The following is a 16,065-nucleotide window of genomic DNA, read 5'->3' as shown; positions in this document are numbered from 1 at the left end:
GAGCGTACCCCGCAGAAGATTTTCGCCGTTTCGAACGCTCGAGGCGGCCGACGCATAAAAATTACCGTGAGCACTGACGACAATGTGGAAATGGTTACATCAACTGGCGCGGCCTGAACGGCTGTATCATGTCTGCGGCCGCTTTATCCCCTGGCTGGGGCTGGCGGCGGCGGCCTGCCTGCTGCTTGGCTGGGCATGGGGCTTTGGCTTCGCGCCGAAGGATTATCAGCAGGGCGACAGCTTCCGCATCATTTATATTCACGTGCCGGCGGCCATGTGGTCGATGGGCATCTATGCCTCGATGGCGGTGGCGGCGTTTATCGGCCTGGTGTGGCAGATGAAAATGTCCGATACCGTGGTGGCGGCGATGGCGCCGATCGGCGCGGTGTTCACCTTTATCGCGCTGGTGACCGGCTCCGCCTGGGGCAAGCCGATGTGGGGCACCTGGTGGGTATGGGATGCGCGGCTGACCTCCGAGCTGGTGCTGCTGTTCCTTTATATGGGCGTCATCGCGCTGTATAACGCTTTCGAAGACCGCCGCCTGGCGGGCCGGGCCGCCGGCATTCTGGTGCTGGTGGGCGTGGTGAACATTCCGATCATCCATTTCTCCGTCGAATGGTGGAACACGCTGCATCAGGGCTCGACCAACATGCAGCAATCCATCGCGCCCAGCATGCGCACCCCGCTGCGCTGGGCGATCCTCGGCTACCTGCTGTTGTTCGTCACGCTGACGCTGATGCGCCTGCGCAATCTGATTCTGTTCCAGGAGCGCCAGCGCCCGTGGGTCGCCGGGCTGGTGAACAAGGAGCGTCAGTCATGAATGCCGCATTCGATTCCTGGCCGGCGTTTTTCGCCATGGGCGGTTATGCCTTCTACGTCTGGCTGGCGGTCGCCGCCACGCTGATTTCGCTGTTGGGGCTGGTGGCGCACACCGTCTGGCAGCGGCGGCAGTTGCTCGCCGAGATCGGCCGCCGTCAGGCGCGCGAGCGGCGCATTCGCCATGCGCAACAATCAAAACAAAAATCCGCCGCACCGCGGGAGAAATCATTGTGAATCCACGTCGTAAAAGCCGCCTTTATCTGGCGATCGTTGTGCTGATCGGTATTGCGCTGACCGCGACCCTGATGCTGTACGCGTTGCGCTCCAACATCGATCTGTTCTATACCCCGGGTGAGATCCTGCAGGGCAAGGGCGAAAATCATGAGAAGCCCGAGGTCGGCCAACGGCTGCGCATCGGCGGCATGGTGATGCCGGGCTCGGTGAAACGCGATCCCAATACGCTGCAGGTCAGCTTCAAGATTTACGACGCGCGCGGCGCGATCGGCGTGACCTACACCGGCATTCTGCCGGATCTGTTCCGCGAAGGGCAGGGCGTGGTGGCGCAGGGCGTGCTGGGCGAGGGCAACGTGGTCAACGCGCGCGAAGTGCTGGCCAAGCACGACGAGAAATATACGCCGCCGGAAGTGGCCGACGCGATGAAAGAGAATCACAAAGGGCCGGCGGAAGCGTATAACGCGCCGCAGGCGGAGGGCGCCAAGTCATGATGCCGGAACTGGGCAGTTTTCTGCTGTGCCTGGCGCTGGCGATCGCGCTGCTGCTGAGCATTTACCCGCAGTGGGGCGCGGCGCGGCAGGACAGCCGCATGATGGCGGTGGCCCGCCCGCTGACCTACGGCATGTTCGCGGCGATTGCGCTGGCGTTCCTGTGCCTGGTGCATGCCTTCGTGGTCAATGACTTTACCGTCGCCTACGTGGCCACCAACTCCAATACCCAACTGCCGGTGTATTACCGCATCGCCGCCACCTGGGGGGCGCACGAAGGTTCGCTGCTGCTGTGGGTGCTGCTGCTGAGCTGCTGGTCGCTGGCGGTGGCGTTGTGCAGCCGGGCGATGCCGCAGGACGCGGTGGCGCGGGTGCTGTCGGTGATGGGCATGATCACCGCCGGCTTCCTGCTGTTCATCATCATGACCTCCAACCCGTTCACCCGCACGTTGCCTAACTTCCCGATCGACGGCAGCGATCTCAACCCGCTGCTGCAGGATATCGGCCTGATCTTCCACCCGCCGCTGCTGTACATGGGCTATGTCGGCTTCTCGGTCGCCTTCGCGTTCGCCATCGCCTCGCTGATGGCCGGCCGGCTCGACACCGCCTGGGCGCGCTGGTCGCGCCCGTGGACCACCGCCGCCTGGGTGTTCCTCACGCTGGGCATCGTGCTCGGATCGGCCTGGGCCTACTATGAGCTGGGCTGGGGCGGCTGGTGGTTCTGGGATCCGGTGGAGAACGCTTCCTTTATGCCGTGGCTGGCCGGCACCGCGCTGATGCATTCGCTGGCGGTGACCGAGAAACGCGGCACGTTCAAAGCCTGGACGGTATTGCTGGCGATAACCGCTTTCTCGCTGTGCCTGCTGGGCACCTTCCTGGTGCGCTCCGGCGTGCTGGTCTCGGTGCACTCCTTCGCCTCCGATCCGGCGCGCGGCATGTTTATTCTCGCCTATCTGGTGATCGTCATCGGCGGTTCGCTGCTGCTGTACGCGGTCAAGGGCGGCCAGGTGCGCAGCCGGGTGCAGCACGAGACTTTCTCGCGCGAGACCTTCCTGCTGGGCAATAACGTGTTGCTGATCGCCGCCATGCTGGTGGTGCTATTGGGCACGCTGCTGCCGCTGGTGCACAAACAGTTGGGGCTGGGCAGCATTTCGATCGGCGAGCCGTTCTTCAACACCATGTTCACCTGGCTGATGGCGCCGTTGGCGCTGCTGTTGGGCATCGGGCCGCTGGTGCGCTGGCGCCGCGATGAGCCGCGCAAGCTGTGGCGCCGCCTCGGCGTGGCGCTGCTGGTGACGCTGGTGCTGTCGATTCTGCTGCCGTGGCTGCTGCAGGACAGCATCGCCGGCATGACGGTGGTGGGCCTGATCATGGCGCTGTGGGTGATCATCCTGACGCTGATGGAGCTGCATGAGCGCGCCACCCACCGCCACGGTTTCTGGCGCGGTCTGCGGCAGCTGTCTCGCAGCCATTGGGGCATGGTGCTCGGCCACCTCGGCGTGGCGGTGACGGTGATCGGCATCGCCTTCAGCCAGAACTACAGCGTGGAGCGCGACGTGCGGATGAAGGCCGGCGACAGCGTGGATATCCACAATTATCACTTCGTGTTCCGCGACGTGCACGACATTCGCGGCCCGAACTACAGCGGCGGCGTCGGCATTATCGACGTGACGCGCAACGGCAAGCCGGAGGCGACGCTGCATGCGGAGAAACGCTACTACAGCGTGGCGCGTAGTATGATGACCGAGGCGGCGATCGACGGCGGGTTCAGCCGCGATCTGTACGCGGCGCTGGGCGAGGAGCTGGAAGACGGATCTTGGGCGGTGCGTCTGTATTACAAACCCTTCGTGCGCTGGATCTGGTTCGGCGGCGTCTTTATGGCGATCGGCGGCCTGCTGTGCATTCTCGACCCGCGTTATCGCATGAGCAAAAAGCTCAAGCGCGAAGGCAAGCTGGAGGCGCAATCATGAAGCGTAAGCTGCTGTTTATCCCATTGATACTTTTCCTGCTGTTGGTGGCGGCCCTGATGGTGCAGCTGACGCGCAACGCGGGCGGCGAAGATCCGACCATGCTGGAGTCGGCGCTGATCGGCAAACCGGTGCCGACCTTCAAGCTGGAATCGCTGGACCAGCCCGGCAAAACCTACGATCAGGCGGTGCTGCGCGACGGTAAGCCGATCTTGCTCAACGTCTGGGCCACCTGGTGCCCGACCTGCCGCGCGGAACATCAGTATCTCAATACGCTGGCGGCGCGCGGCGTACGGGTGGTCGGCCTGAACTATAAAGACGATCGCGCCAAGGCGGTGGCCTGGCTGAATTCCCTGGGCAATCCCTATGCGCTCAGCCTGTACGACGGCGACGGCATGCTGGGGTTGGATCTCGGGGTGTACGGCGCGCCTGAGACCTTTCTTATCGACGGCCAGGGGATCATTCGCTATCGCCACGCCGGCGACATGAATGAGCGCGTCTGGCAGCAGGAAGTGCTGCCGCTGTATAAAAAGTACGGGGGTGAGGCATGAGGTTGATTGTTCTGCTGTGCGCCGCGCTGCTGAGCTGGAGCGCCGCCGCGGCGATCGATACCTATCGCTTCAACTCCGTCGAGCAGGAGCAGCAGTATCGCGAGTTGACCGAACAGCTGCGCTGCCCGAAATGCCAGAACAACAGCATTGCCGATTCCAACGCCATTATCGCCGCCGACATGCGCACCAAAGTGTACGAGCTGATGATGCAGGGGCAAAGCAAGCAGCAGATCATCGATTACATGGTGGCGCGTTATGGCAACTTCGTCACCTACGAGCCGCCGGTAACGCCGGCGACGCTGATCTTGTGGATCGGCCCGCTGCTGTTCGTATTGATCGGCGGGGCGGTGGTGATCCTGCGCACCCGTCGCAAGCCCGAGGCGGCGGTGGACGATACATTCTCCGAACGGGAACGGCAGCGCCTGGCGGCGCTGTTGCAAGAGACTGACAGGAAGAAACCCTAATGGCTTTTTGGCTGATTATTTGCGTGTTGCTGGCCGGCGCCGCCGCGTTGCTGGTGGTGCCGGCGATGCGCCACGGCAAGCAGAGCGCCGCCACGCGCGATGCGTTGAACAAGGCGTTTTATCAGGATCGCCTCAGCGAGTTGGAGCAGGATGAGCTGCAGGGCGTGGTAGCCGAGCGTCCGGAACTGGTCAAAGAGTTGCAACAGAACCTGTTGAACGACATCCCGGCCGAGCAGATGGCGCAGGCGAAACCGATCAACCGCTGGGCGCTGGTGCCGGGCGTGCTGTTATTGCTGGCGGTGACCGTTGGCTTTTATCTGAAAACCGGCGGGCTGGCGCAGGTGCTGGACTGGCGCATGGTGCAGGCGCAAATGCCGGAATTGCGCGAGCGCGTCGCCAATGAGCGCGCCAAACCGCTGAGCATGGAAGAGATTGCCCGTCTCGGGCTGGGGCTGCGCACCGCGCTGCAGCAGGACGATCGCAATATCAACGACTGGATGATGCTGGGGCGCGTCGGCATGGCGTTGAACAATGCCACTACCGCCACGCAGGCCTTTGCTCATGCTTATCAATTGGATCCGAATAGTCTGGAAGTGCGGCTCGGCTATGCCGAGGTCTTGACGCGATCCAACGATCCGGAGGATAACAAGCAGGCGACGCAGCTGTTGCGGCGCATGATCGCGGAAAACCACAGCGATCCGCGGGTGCTGAGCCTGCTGGCGTTCAATGCCTTCGAACAGGGCGATTTCAAACAGGCGATCGGCGCCTGGCAAGTGATGCTGCAGCTGCTGCCGGCTAACGATCCGCGCGCGGAAGTGATAAAGCGCAGTATTGCACAAGCAAAAGCCCAGGCCGGCGGAGAAACTGTTAAACTGAATGTGACTGTTTCACTGTCACCGCAGGCGGCGAAAGCCATGCCGCCGCAGGGGACGCTGGTTATCTCGGTGACCGACGGCGTCAGCCCGGTGCCGGTCGCGGTAAAACAATTGCCGTTGAGCCGTTTTCCGCTGTCTTTCTCTCTGGACGACAGCAACGCCATGATGCCCGAGCGTCTACTCTCGGCACAGCATCAGGTGCAGGTGCGTGTGCGCCTCTCACAGGACGGATTGGCCACGCCGCAGCCGGGGGACTGGTTCGGCGAAAGCTCGCTGCAGACATTCAGCGGTAAAGAGCAGGTTAGCGTTCAGATAAACAAGCAGGTCCCTGAAAAATAAGACCGAACGTGTTTTTATGGAGAAAAATATGAACTTTCGCCTGACTGGGGTGGCATTCGCAGCGGCATTACTGGTGGGCTGTGCCAGCGCGCCAGACAATGAGCCGCAAGGGCGTTCCGATCCTCTGGAAGGATTTAACCGGACGATGTTCGACTTCAACTACAACGTCCTGGATCCTTATATTCTGCGTCCGGTAGCGGTGGCCTGGCGCGACTACGTGCCGATGCCGGCGCGTAACGGCATCAGCAACTTCACCTCCAACCTGGAAGAGCCGGCCAGCATGGTCAACGCCTTCCTCAAGGGCGATCCCTACCGCGGGATGATCCACTTCAACCGTTTCTTCCTGAACACCCTGCTTGGGATGGGCGGTCTGATCGACGTGGCCGGCATGGCCAACCCGAAACTGGCGCGCGAAGAACCGAACCGCTTCGGCAGTACGCTGGGCCATTACGATGTGGGTTACGGCCCGTACGTGATGTTGCCGGGCTACGGCAGCTTCACGCTGCGTGACGAAGGCGGCGACTTTGCGGATACGCTGTATCCGATGCTGAGCTACCTGACCTTCTGGATGTCGGCGGGCAAATGGGTGGTCGAGGGTATCGAAACCCGCGCTCAACTGCTGGATTCCGACGGCCTGCTGCGCAACTCTTCCGATCCTTATGTCATGGTGCGCGAGGCTTACTTCCAGCGCCACGATTTCATCGCCAACGGCGGCTCGCTCAAGCCGGAAGAGAACCCGAACGCCAAGGCGATTCAGGGCGAACTGGACGAGATCGACTCGCAGTAATCCCGGGCATTATGCCAATGAAAACCCGCCGTCAGGCGGGTTTTTTTTATGCCGGCGGCAAGCGGCAGGCAAAGAAAAAGCGCCCCAGGGGGCGCTTTGGCATCCATCTCAGGCGAGATTAGAAGCGGTAGTTGAAGTTGGCGCCGTACAGCCAGGCTTTACCCACCGAGTTGAAGGTGTAAGGGCCTTCGTTGATGGTGACTTTCTGGCCGTGCATGTAGGACACGCCGACATCAACCGAGGCGTCTTTGTTGAACGCATAGGTAGTACCGGCACTCAGCCAGAAACGGTCCTGATCGGGAATGGAGATCGAACGGTTTTGGGCGGGCACCGGGCTGTCATCGAAGGCGATACCGGTCCGGAAGGTCCAGTTGTCGTCGTAGAAGTAGGTGGTGCCCAGCGCGATACGGTAGGCATCGCGGAAGCCTTCATGCTTCTCGAACAGGGTCTGGCCGTTGTTGCCGGTGGCTCTCAGCTCCTGGAACTGGCTCCAGCTGGTGTAAGCCAGGCTGTAGTGGATAGCCCACTGCGGCGCCACTTTGTTGTAACCGGACAGCTCCCACATTTCCGGCAGGTTCAGATCCAGAGAGCCCGGAATGGTGCTGCCGTTGGTGCCCAAAGGCAGGCCGAGGGAACCCAGAATTGGGTTATAGGCCGATGGCAGGCTGCTCTTGTAATCGCCGTCAAACTTGATTTTCACTTCGGAGCGATAGGTGAAGCCGTAACGGTTGTTTTCGTCCACTTCGTACAGAATGCCGGCGTTCCAGCCGTAACCCCATTTATCGCCTTTCAGATGCGAAATCTGGGTATCAGCCGGGATCTGTGATACCGGACCGGCCAGCTGCGGCGGTAATTGGCCGGAACCTGCGATCAGTTTCGGCAATTCACCGGCGTAGCGTTCCAGTTTGGCTTTGGCGTACACCGCATCGAAGCCCAGACCGAAGCTGAAGTGTTGATTCAGACGGTAGGCGCCGCTCAGGTTGAGGTTAACGGTAGTCAGATCGGTCTTACCGCCGTAAGCGCCGGCGGTATAACCGTCGTTGAATTCGGTCGCCAAACCGAAGTTGCTGGTGACCGAGCCGCCTACGGCGAACTGATCGTTAATCGGGTGAACATAATGCAGGTTCGGCACCCAGGCGACAGGGGCGATATTTTTGGAGTCCAGGCTGGCGCCGGAAGGCGATTTGCCGGTGATGTCAACGTCCGGGTCGATGAAGACTGCACCGATGGACAGCTCGGGACGGGTATACATCATCAACAACGCCGGGTTGCGGCTTGCGGAAGCCGCCGTATCCGCCATGGCGCCTTCGCCAGAATACGAACGTCCTAAACCAGCTGATGAGAACTCATTCAGCTGGAATCCTGCGGCAGACACGTTTGAAGAAATAATTGCCACTGCAGCTGCGAGAGCTGATTTAGTCAATAGGTTTTTCTGGCTCATGACCAAAACCTCATTATGTGTTTATTATTTAAACTATTGTTACACGAAGTAACAAGGAGCGCGGGATTGTAGGGTCCGTTATCGTTCAGACAAATCAGACCAGTGGCTGAAGTATAGGTCTGACCTGTGAAATTGTTGCAAGTTTGTTTTTGAAATATTTCCAACCTGATATCAAAAAAGAGATCTGCTTAACAAAAAGACAGCGGTAAATAACAAAATTCTTACCGTTCCTTAGCAGACGCTCATTTTTATTTGTGATTTCCATCACTTAAAACACCCAGTAAAAGTAAGTGCTAGTGATTGCCGGCGTGGAAGCGTAAAATACCCGCAGAATTTTGTGGCTTTGTGCCGGTGAGTGAAACGGCAATTTGGGCTGATAACAGAGGCCCTTGAGGAGAACCAATCATGTCAGATGCAATTAATAAATGCAGCGCCCAGGAAACCGCCGCGTGTTGCTGCGTGGATGTCGGCACCGTGATGGATAACACCGATTGCACCGCGTCCTACAGCCAGGTGTTCGGTAATCAACAAGATGCGGAGGCGATGCTGGCGGCCCTGAGCGAAAAGGCGCGCGCGGTCGAGTCCGATCCTTGTGACATCAGCAGTAGCATTAAACCGGTTGACGGCGGCGTGCAGTTGGAGGCCGATTTCACCTTCGCCTGCCAGGCGGAAACCCTGATCTTCCAGCTCGGCCTGCGTTAATCCCCGCTTTACCCCCGGCGCCGCCTGCTGCGCGCCGGGGATTTCCTTCTCCGCCTCGTTCCCCATAGAAAGTGCGCCTGCTCGCAGTTTTGATCTCTGCCGGTTTGCCAAATGTAACCGTTTGGTTAACAATGACCTCATCAGGTCAGACCTCTTTCTGCCCATTGCGCTGACGTTATTTTCTTCAGGAGCATTTATGAGTAAGGCACTGCCGTTGGTGACCCGTCATGGTGACCGCATTGCGATTGTGAATGGACTGCGTACCCCCTTTGCCAAACAGGCGACTGCCTATCACGGCATTCCGGCGGTGGATTTAGGGAAAACGGCGGTGAGCGAGCTATTGGCGCGCAGCGGCATCGATCCAAAACTGATCGAACAGCTGGTGTTCGGCCAGGTGGTGCAAATGCCCGAGGCGCCGAACATCGCGCGTGAAATCGTGCTTGGCACCGGTATGAGCGTTCATACCGACGCTTACAGCGTGTCGCGCGCCTGCGCCACCAGCTTCCAGGCGATCGCCAACGTGGCGGAGAGCATCATGGCCGGCAGCATCAGCGTCGGCATCGCCGGTGGGGCAGACTCTTCTTCCGTCTTGCCGATCGGGGTCAGCAAGGCGTTGGCGCGCACGCTGGTGGACGTCAACAAGGCGCGCACGCTGTCGCAGCGTCTCAAACTGTTCAGCCGGCTGAAATTCCGCGATCTGATGCCGGTGCCGCCGGCGGTAGCGGAGTATTCCACCGGTCTACGCATGGGCGATACCGCTGAGCAGATGGCGAAAAGCCACGGCATCACCCGCGAAGCGCAGGATGCGCTGGCGCACCGTTCCCACGAACTGGCGGCCAGAGCCTGGCGTGAGGGGTGGCTGCGCGATGAGGTGATGACGGCCTACGTGCCGCCTTACCGCGCGCAGCTTTCCGAAGACAACAATATCCGCAAAGACTCCAGCCTGGCTTCCTACGCCAAGCTGAAACCGGCGTTCGATCGCAAGCATGGCAGCGTCACCGCGGCCAACAGCACGCCGTTGACCGACGGCGCGGCGGCGGTATTGATGATGAGCGAATCGCGCGCCAAAGCGCTGGGGCTGCAGCCGCTCGGCTATCTGCGCAGTTTCGCCTTCGCCGCCATCGACGTGTGGGAAGACATGCTGCTGGGGCCTTCTTACGCCACGCCGCTGGCGCTGGATCGCGCCGGCATCGGTCTGGCCGATCTGACGCTCATCGACATGCATGAAGCTTTCGCCGCGCAAACGCTGGCTAACCTGAAGATGTTCGCCAGCGAAGCGTTCGCCCGCGAGAAGCTTGGCCGCAGCCAGGCGATCGGCGAGGTGGACATGGACAAATTCAACGTCTTGGGCGGTTCCATCGCCTATGGCCACCCGTTCGCCGCCACCGGCGCGCGCATGATCACCCAGACGCTGCGCGAGCTGAAACGCCGCGGCGGCGGGTTGGGCCTGACCACCGCCTGCGCCGCCGGCGGGTTAGGCGCCGCGATGATCGTGGAGGTGGAATAATGAGTGCCGAAAACGCATTGCACGAACAGCGGGCCAAACCGTCGGCCTTTCAGCTGACGATTCGCCCCGACAATATCGGCGTGATCACCATCGACGTGCCGGGCGACAAGGTCAATACACTCAAGGCCGAGTTCGTCGAACAGGTGAATGACGTGCTGATCCGGGCGCAGCAGCATACCGCGCTGGAAGGGCTGGTGATCGTTTCCGGCAAGCCGGACTCGTTTATCGCCGGCGCCGACATCACCATGATCGCCGCCTGCACCAGCGCCAAAGAGGCGGAAACGCTGGCCAAGAAAGGGCAGAGCACGCTGGCGCAGATCGCCGCGTTCCCGGTGCCGGTGGTGGCCGCTATCCACGGCGCCTGCCTTGGCGGCGGCCTGGAGTTGGCGCTGGCCTGCCACGGCCGCGTCTGTTCGCTGGATGACAAAACCGCGCTCGGTCTGCCGGAAGTGCAGCTGGGCCTGCTGCCGGGCTCTGGCGGCACTCAGCGCCTGCCGCGCCTGATCGGCGCCGCCAAGGCGCTGGACATGATCCTGACCGGCAAGCACATTCGCGCCCGCCAGGCGCTGCGCATGGGGCTGGTGGACGACGCCGTGCCGCAGTCGATCCTGTTGCAGACCGCCATCGAGCGGGTGAAACAGGGCTGGAAGCATCAGCGCGAGCTGCCGTGGCAGGATCGCCTGCTCAATGGCCCGCTGGGCAGAAATCTGTTGTTCAGCATCGTGCGCAAAAAAACGCTGGCGAAAACCCACGGCAACTACCCGGCGGCGGAGCGCATTATTCAGGTGGTGCGCACCGGGCTGGATCACGGCAGCGCCAGCGGTTATGAGGCCGAAGCGCGCGCCTTTGGCGAGCTGGCGATGACGCCTCAGTCGGCGGCGTTGCGCAGCCTGTTCTTCGCCTCCACCGCGCTGAAAAAAGAGCGGGGCGGCAATGCCAAGCCGCATGCCCTGCATCGCGTCGGCATTCTCGGCGGCGGCCTGATGGGCGGCGGCATCGCCTGTGTCACCGCCACGCGCGGCGGTTTGCCGGTTCGCATCAAAGACATCAATGAAACCGGCATCAATCACGCGCTGAAATACAGCTGGGATGTGCTCGGCAAACGGGTACGCAGCAAGCGCATGCGCCCGGCGGAGCGGCAAAAACAGATGATGCTGATCTCCGGCTCTACCGATTACACCGGCTTTGAGCAGGCGGATATCGTGGTCGAGGCGGTGTTTGAGGATCTGGCGCTGAAACAGCAGATGGTGGCCGAGGTCGAAGCAAACTGCGCGCCGCATACCGTGTTCGCCTCCAACACCTCTTCGCTGCCTATCGGCCACATCGCCGAAAAGGCGCAGCGGCCGCAGCAGGTGATTGGTCTGCACTACTTCAGCCCGGTGGATAAAATGCCGCTGGTGGAAGTGATCCCGCACGCCGGCACCAGCGAAGAGACCATCGCCACCACCGTGGCGCTGGCGCACAAGCAGGGCAAGACCGCCATCGTGGTGGGCGACAGCGCCGGTTTTTACGTCAACCGCATCCTGGCGCCGTACATCAACGAAGCGGCGCGCTGCCTGCTGGAAGGCGAGCCGATGGAGTCGCTGGACAAGGCGCTGGTGGACTTCGGTTTCCCGGTCGGCCCGATTACCCTGCTGGATGAAGTGGGCATCGACGTTGGCACCAAAATCATTCCCGTGCTGGTCGAGGCGCTGGGGCCGCGTTTCGCCGCGCCGGCTGCGTTCGATGCGGTGCTGAAGGACGGGCGTAAAGGGCGCAAGAACGGCCGCGGCTTCTATCTCTACCCGAGCGAAGGGCAGCAGCGGCAGCGGCGTAAACGTGCGGATACCTCATTGTATACGTTGCTCGGCGTCACGCCGAAGTCGCACATGCTGCCGGCGACCGTCGCCCAGCGCTGCGTGATGATGATGCTGAACGAAGCGGCGCGCTGCCTGGATGAAGGCGTGATCCGCAGCGCGCGCGACGGCGATATCGGTGCGGTGTTCGGCATCGGCTTCCCGCCGTTCCTCGGCGGCCCGTTCCGCTATATGGACGAGCTCGGCGCCGAAAAAGTGGTGAAAACGTTGGAATACCTGCGCCAGCAGCACGGCGAGCACTTTGCGCCGTGCGAACGCTTGCAGCGCATGGCGCAGCAGGGCGAGCGTTTTTACCCGCAGGGGAGCTGAACGCAGGACGGCCCGATTTGCACTATAGTTGCAACAGGGTCGCGTTGTGATCGCCATCACTCCTTGCAACAGCGTCAGCCGGTGAGGCTGTACAGCAAGGCGCAGGCAGCGGTAAGTTAGCTTGACCGTCATCAATAAATTTCATGGCGGCAAGGTTAAAATTTAACCCGTTGAATTGATTGTTCTGTGAGCAATCGAGGTTTGCCAGGGGAGGGTTGCTGTAAAAAACAGCATTTTCTTTAGGCAAACTTTCAGGCAAAATGCCCGGCCGCCATAAAGAGACGGCGCGTTATCGTTTTAAAGCTTTGGCTTTGGGTTGGAAAACTCGGCGGTACAGCACGCACGGCGTTTCTGTATAGCGTTACTTTGTCAACAACAGCGGTGCAATATGCAAGTTTTGATTATGCGTCACGGAGAGGCGGCGCTCGAGGCAGCCAGCGATGCGGTAAGGCCCCTTACCCTGTGTGGCCGCGACGAGTCCCGTCAGATGGCGGCCTGGTTGAACACCAAGTCTGTGGATATTGAACGCGTGCTGGTCAGCCCCTATCTGCGGGCCGAACAGACGCTGGCGACGGTGCGTGAAGCCTTGACGCTGCCGGAGGGCGAAGAAGTGCTGCCCGAGCTGACGCCGGGCGGCAACGCCGAACAGGTTGGCAGCTATCTTCAGGCGCTTGCGATGCAAGGGGTGAGCTCGGTGCTGATCGTGTCGCACCTGCCGCTGGTGGGGTATCTGGTGGCTGAACTGTGCCCGGGCGAGTGCCCGCCGATGTTCGCGACCTCGGCGATTGCCAACGTCGATCTGCCGGCCGACGGCAGCTACGGCAAGTTTGAATGGCAGGTCAGCCCGTCGCAGGTGATGGCCAAAGTGTGAACCGCGGATGCGGTGCGGAATAAACTCAGGGCGATGTCTGACATCGCCCTGAGTCGTTTTTGCAGGAACTACTCGGCCAGTTCCACCAACAGCAGGATGGCGGCGTTGCCGCCCCATTCCTTCGGCGCCTGGTGGAACGCCAGCACGTCGGGATGTTGCGCCAGCCACAGCGGCGTTTGCTGTTTGAGGATGTGCTTGCCGTGCCCGTGCATCACGCAGGCGCAGTGCACGTGCTCGCGTTTGCAGGCGGCGATCAGCGCCCCCAGCTCCTGCTTGGCCTGCAGCTGGGTCAGGCCGTGCAAATCAAGAAACAGTTCCGGCGAATAATCGCCGCGTCGCAGCTTCTTCAGCTCATACGGGCTGCTGCCGGGGCGCACGTAGCGCGTCGGGCCTTCCTCTTCCAACTGCGGCTGGTATTCATCTGAAAAATAATAGCTGGCATCGACCTGCTCCTGCAGCAATCGCTGCGGCGCAATCTGTTTGACCTTGGGCTTCGGCGGGCGGTGGACGATGGTGTCCTGGCGCAGCTTTTTCGCGCCCGCCACCGACTCTCTGAAGAGCTGTTGTTCGTCTTTGCTCAGAGGGGGCTTGTTCTTCATGCTTCATTCACCGGAAATCGTTTATTTCGCTAGTTTACCTTGTGAATGAGCGCTGTCGACGCAAAACTCGGGCCAGAGTGAAAAGCGCGAGGGGCAAGCGTGATTTGTCGCGGGCTTCATGGCAAACTATGCGGCTAAATCATGAAACACAGCGCCTGCCGGAGGGCAAATTGGACAAAATTTTCGTCGACGAAGCAGTGAACGAACTGCACACCATTCAAGATATGCTGCGCTGGACGGTAAGCCGCTTCAACGCCGCCAATATCTATTATGGTCACGGAACCGATAATCCGTGGGACGAAGCGGTGCAATTGGTGCTGCCAAGCCTGTTCCTGCCGTTGGACATTCCGGAGGATATGCACACCGCCCGTCTGACTTCCAGCGAGCGCCATCGCATCGTTGAGCGCGTGATCCGCCGCGTCAACGAACGCATCCCGGTCGCTTACCTGACCAACAAGGCCTGGTTCTGCGGCATGGAATTCTACGTCGACGAGCGCGTGCTGGTGCCGCGTTCGCCGATCGGCGAGCTGATCAACGATCGTTTCAGCGCGCTGATCCCGCACCCGCCGCGCCATATCCTCGACATGTGCACCGGCAGCGGCTGCATCGCCATCGCCTGCGGCTACGCTTTCCCGGAAGCGGAAGTGGACGCGGTGGACATCTCCAGCGAAGTGCTGGCGGTAACCGAGCGCAATATTCAGGCGCACGGCGTCGAACATCAGGTGATCCCGATCCGTTCCGATCTGTTCCGCGATGTTCCCGCGATCCAGTACGATCTGATCGTCACCAACCCGCCGTACGTCGATGCGGAAGACATGTCGGATCTGCCGCAGGAGTTCCGCTTTGAGCCGGAACTGGGCCTGGCGGCGGGCAGCGATGGCCTGAAGCTGGTGCGCCGCATCCTGGCCTGCGCGCCGGACTACCTGACCGACGACGGCGTGCTGATTTGTGAAGTGGGCAACAGCATGGTACATCTGATGGAACAATATCCGGACATTCCGTTCACCTGGCTGGAGTTCGAAAACGGCGGCGACGGCGTGTTCATGCTGACCAAACAGCAGTTGGTGGATTGCAAGGAACACTTCAGCCTCTATCGCAGCTAAGCCGCATTTCCAAGGCCCGTATGGCGGGCCTCATAACGATAAAAGACTAACGGTAAGGAGCCGTGATGGCAGGAAACAGTATTGGGCAGATTTTCCGCGTCACCACCTTCGGTGAATCTCACGGGGTGGCGCTGGGTTGTATCGTCGACGGCGTGCCGCCAGGCATCCCGCTTACCGAAGCCGATTTGCAACACGATCTGGACCGCCGTCGTCCGGGCACCTCGCGTTACACCACCCAGCGTCGCGAACCGGATCAGGTGCGTATTCTCTCCGGCGTATTCGAAGGCGTGACCACCGGTACCAGCATCGGTCTGATCATTGAAAACACCGATCAGCGCTCGCAAGACTACAGCGCCATCAAAGACGTGTTCCGTCCGGGGCATGCCGACTACACCTACGAACAGAAATACGGTCTGCGCGACTATCGTGGCGGCGGCCGCTCTTCGGCGCGTGAAACCGCCATGCGCGTCGCGGCGGGCGCTATCGCCAAGAAATACCTGCAGCAGAAGTTCGGCGTGCAGGTGCGCGGCTATCTGGCGCAGATCGGCGACGTGACCTGCGAGCTGAAAGACTGGGATCAGGTCGAACAGAACCCGTTCTTCTGCCCGGATCCGGACAAGCTGGAAGCGCTGGACGAACTGATGCGCGCGCTGAAAAAAGAGGGTGACTCCATCGGCGCCAAGGTCAGCGTGATCGCTGAAAACGTGCCGGTTGGCCTGGGTGAGCCGGTGTTTGACCGCCTCGATGCCGATCTGGCGCACGCGCTGATGAGCATCAACGCGGTGAAAGGCGTGGAGATCGGCGACGGGTTCGCCGTGGTGACCAAACGCGGCAGCGAAAACCGCGATGAAATCACCCCGGAAGGCTTCCAAAGCAACCATGCCGGCGGCATTCTCGGCGGCATCAGCAGCGGCCAACCGGTGATTGCGCATCTGGCGCTGAAGCCGACCTCCAGCATCATGGTGCCGGGCCGCACCATCAATCGCCAGGGCGAAGCGGTGGAAATGGTCACCCGCGGTCGCCACGATCCGTGCGTGGGCATCCGCGCCGTGCCGATCGCCGAAGCGATGATGGCGATCGTGTTGATGGATCACCTGCTGCGCCAGCGCGCGCAAAACGGTGATGTGGTTTCCGACGTACCGCGCTGGTAATC

16 protein-coding genes are annotated in these 16,065 nt (G+C 61.0%); 14 read left to right on the top strand and 2 right to left on the bottom strand.

Translation table 11 applies throughout. The features are described 5' to 3' along the window. The first annotated feature begins 82 nt into the window (after positions 1-82). Genes ACTJJ6_RS06105 through mlaA form a run of 8 tightly spaced genes read left to right on the top strand, consistent with a single transcriptional unit; the run spans position 83 to position 6,524 of the window. Entirely contained in the window at positions 83-820 is a 738-nt protein-coding gene (locus ACTJJ6_RS06105; RefSeq protein WP_004936270.1) for a heme ABC transporter permease, read from the top strand. Continuing rightward, complete coding sequence (ccmD, locus tag ACTJJ6_RS06100) at positions 817-1,053, top strand: heme exporter protein CcmD (protein ID WP_016926840.1); 237 nt, start codon at positions 817-819, stop codon at positions 1,051-1,053. Before ACTJJ6_RS06105 ends, ccmD begins: the two co-directional genes overlap by 4 nt. Continuing rightward, on the top strand, positions 1,050-1,544 hold the full coding sequence (gene ccmE / locus ACTJJ6_RS06095) for a cytochrome c maturation protein CcmE (RefSeq protein ID WP_004936264.1): 495 nt from the start codon (positions 1,050-1,052) through the stop codon (positions 1,542-1,544). The genes ccmD and ccmE overlap by 4 nt, the downstream gene beginning before the upstream one ends. Continuing rightward, entirely contained in the window at positions 1,541-3,511 is a 1,971-nt protein-coding gene (locus ACTJJ6_RS06090; protein WP_016926841.1) for a heme lyase CcmF/NrfE family subunit, read from the top strand. The genes ccmE and ACTJJ6_RS06090 overlap by 4 nt, the downstream gene beginning before the upstream one ends. Continuing rightward, a complete protein-coding gene (locus ACTJJ6_RS06085) occupies positions 3,508-4,059 on the top strand; it encodes a DsbE family thiol:disulfide interchange protein (RefSeq protein ID WP_016926842.1) in 552 nt (183 codons plus the stop codon). Before ACTJJ6_RS06090 ends, ACTJJ6_RS06085 begins: the two co-directional genes overlap by 4 nt. Then, entirely contained in the window at positions 4,056-4,523 is a 468-nt protein-coding gene (locus tag ACTJJ6_RS06080; protein WP_193842991.1) for a cytochrome c-type biogenesis protein, read from the top strand. The genes ACTJJ6_RS06085 and ACTJJ6_RS06080 overlap by 4 nt, the downstream gene beginning before the upstream one ends. Then, positions 4,523-5,737, top strand: coding sequence for a c-type cytochrome biogenesis protein CcmI (gene ccmI / locus ACTJJ6_RS06075; protein WP_240430193.1), 1,215 nt, complete (start codon positions 4,523-4,525; stop codon positions 5,735-5,737). Before ACTJJ6_RS06080 ends, ccmI begins: the two co-directional genes overlap by 1 nt. A 28-nt stretch (positions 5,738-5,765) precedes the next feature. Then, entirely contained in the window at positions 5,766-6,524 is a 759-nt protein-coding gene (gene mlaA, locus ACTJJ6_RS06070) for a phospholipid-binding lipoprotein MlaA (protein WP_033639746.1), read from the top strand. Between the two features lie 118 nt (positions 6,525-6,642). Here the strand turns inward: mlaA and fadL are convergent, their stop codons facing one another. Continuing rightward, a complete protein-coding gene (gene fadL / locus ACTJJ6_RS06065; protein ID WP_033634181.1) occupies positions 6,643-7,965 on the bottom strand; it encodes a long-chain fatty acid transporter FadL in 1,323 nt (440 codons plus the stop codon). Positions 7,966-8,370: 405 nt separating this feature from the next. Here fadL and ACTJJ6_RS06060 point away from each other — a divergent pair, with 405 nt between their 5' ends. The 4 genes from ACTJJ6_RS06060 (at position 8,371) to sixA (ending at position 13,210) form a co-directional block, all read left to right on the top strand. Then, positions 8,371-8,667, top strand: coding sequence for a YfcZ/YiiS family protein (locus ACTJJ6_RS06060; protein ID WP_072270911.1), 297 nt, complete (start codon positions 8,371-8,373; stop codon positions 8,665-8,667). A gap of 196 nt (positions 8,668-8,863) precedes the next feature. Then, entirely contained in the window at positions 8,864-10,174 is a 1,311-nt protein-coding gene (gene fadI / locus ACTJJ6_RS06055) for an acetyl-CoA C-acyltransferase FadI (RefSeq protein WP_016926848.1), read from the top strand. Further along, complete coding sequence (fadJ, locus tag ACTJJ6_RS06050) at positions 10,174-12,339, top strand: fatty acid oxidation complex subunit alpha FadJ (protein ID WP_016926849.1); 2,166 nt, start codon at positions 10,174-10,176, stop codon at positions 12,337-12,339. The genes fadI and fadJ overlap by 1 nt, the downstream gene beginning before the upstream one ends. 388 nt (positions 12,340-12,727) lie before the next feature. Continuing rightward, on the top strand, positions 12,728-13,210 hold the full coding sequence (gene sixA / locus ACTJJ6_RS06045; RefSeq protein ID WP_004936230.1) for a phosphohistidine phosphatase SixA: 483 nt from the start codon (positions 12,728-12,730) through the stop codon (positions 13,208-13,210). Between the two features lie 68 nt (positions 13,211-13,278). Here the strand turns inward: sixA and smrB are convergent, their stop codons facing one another. Then, positions 13,279-13,809, bottom strand: coding sequence for an endonuclease SmrB (gene smrB, locus ACTJJ6_RS06040; RefSeq protein ID WP_004936226.1), 531 nt, complete (start codon positions 13,807-13,809; stop codon positions 13,279-13,281). 170 nt (positions 13,810-13,979) lie between these two features. On the opposite strand from smrB, the gene prmB reads away from it, so the two are divergent. Together prmB and aroC are read left to right on the top strand one after the other, a co-directional pair. After that, positions 13,980-14,912 carry a 50S ribosomal protein L3 N(5)-glutamine methyltransferase gene (gene prmB / locus ACTJJ6_RS06035; protein ID WP_028127753.1) on the top strand — a complete coding sequence of 311 codons (933 nt, stop codon included), beginning with the start codon at positions 13,980-13,982 and terminating at the stop codon, positions 14,910-14,912. 65 nt (positions 14,913-14,977) lie between these two features. Beyond that, a complete protein-coding gene (gene aroC, locus ACTJJ6_RS06030; RefSeq protein WP_004936219.1) occupies positions 14,978-16,063 on the top strand; it encodes a chorismate synthase in 1,086 nt (361 codons plus the stop codon). The last annotated feature ends 2 nt before the right edge of the window (positions 16,064-16,065 follow it).

This window comes from Serratia sp. 22278, from assembly GCF_052045405.1.
Classification (GTDB): domain Bacteria; phylum Pseudomonadota; class Gammaproteobacteria; order Enterobacterales; family Enterobacteriaceae; genus Serratia; species Serratia marcescens.
The sequence above is the reverse complement of the archived record's forward strand: the minus strand, read 5'-3'. Positions and strand labels throughout refer to the sequence as shown.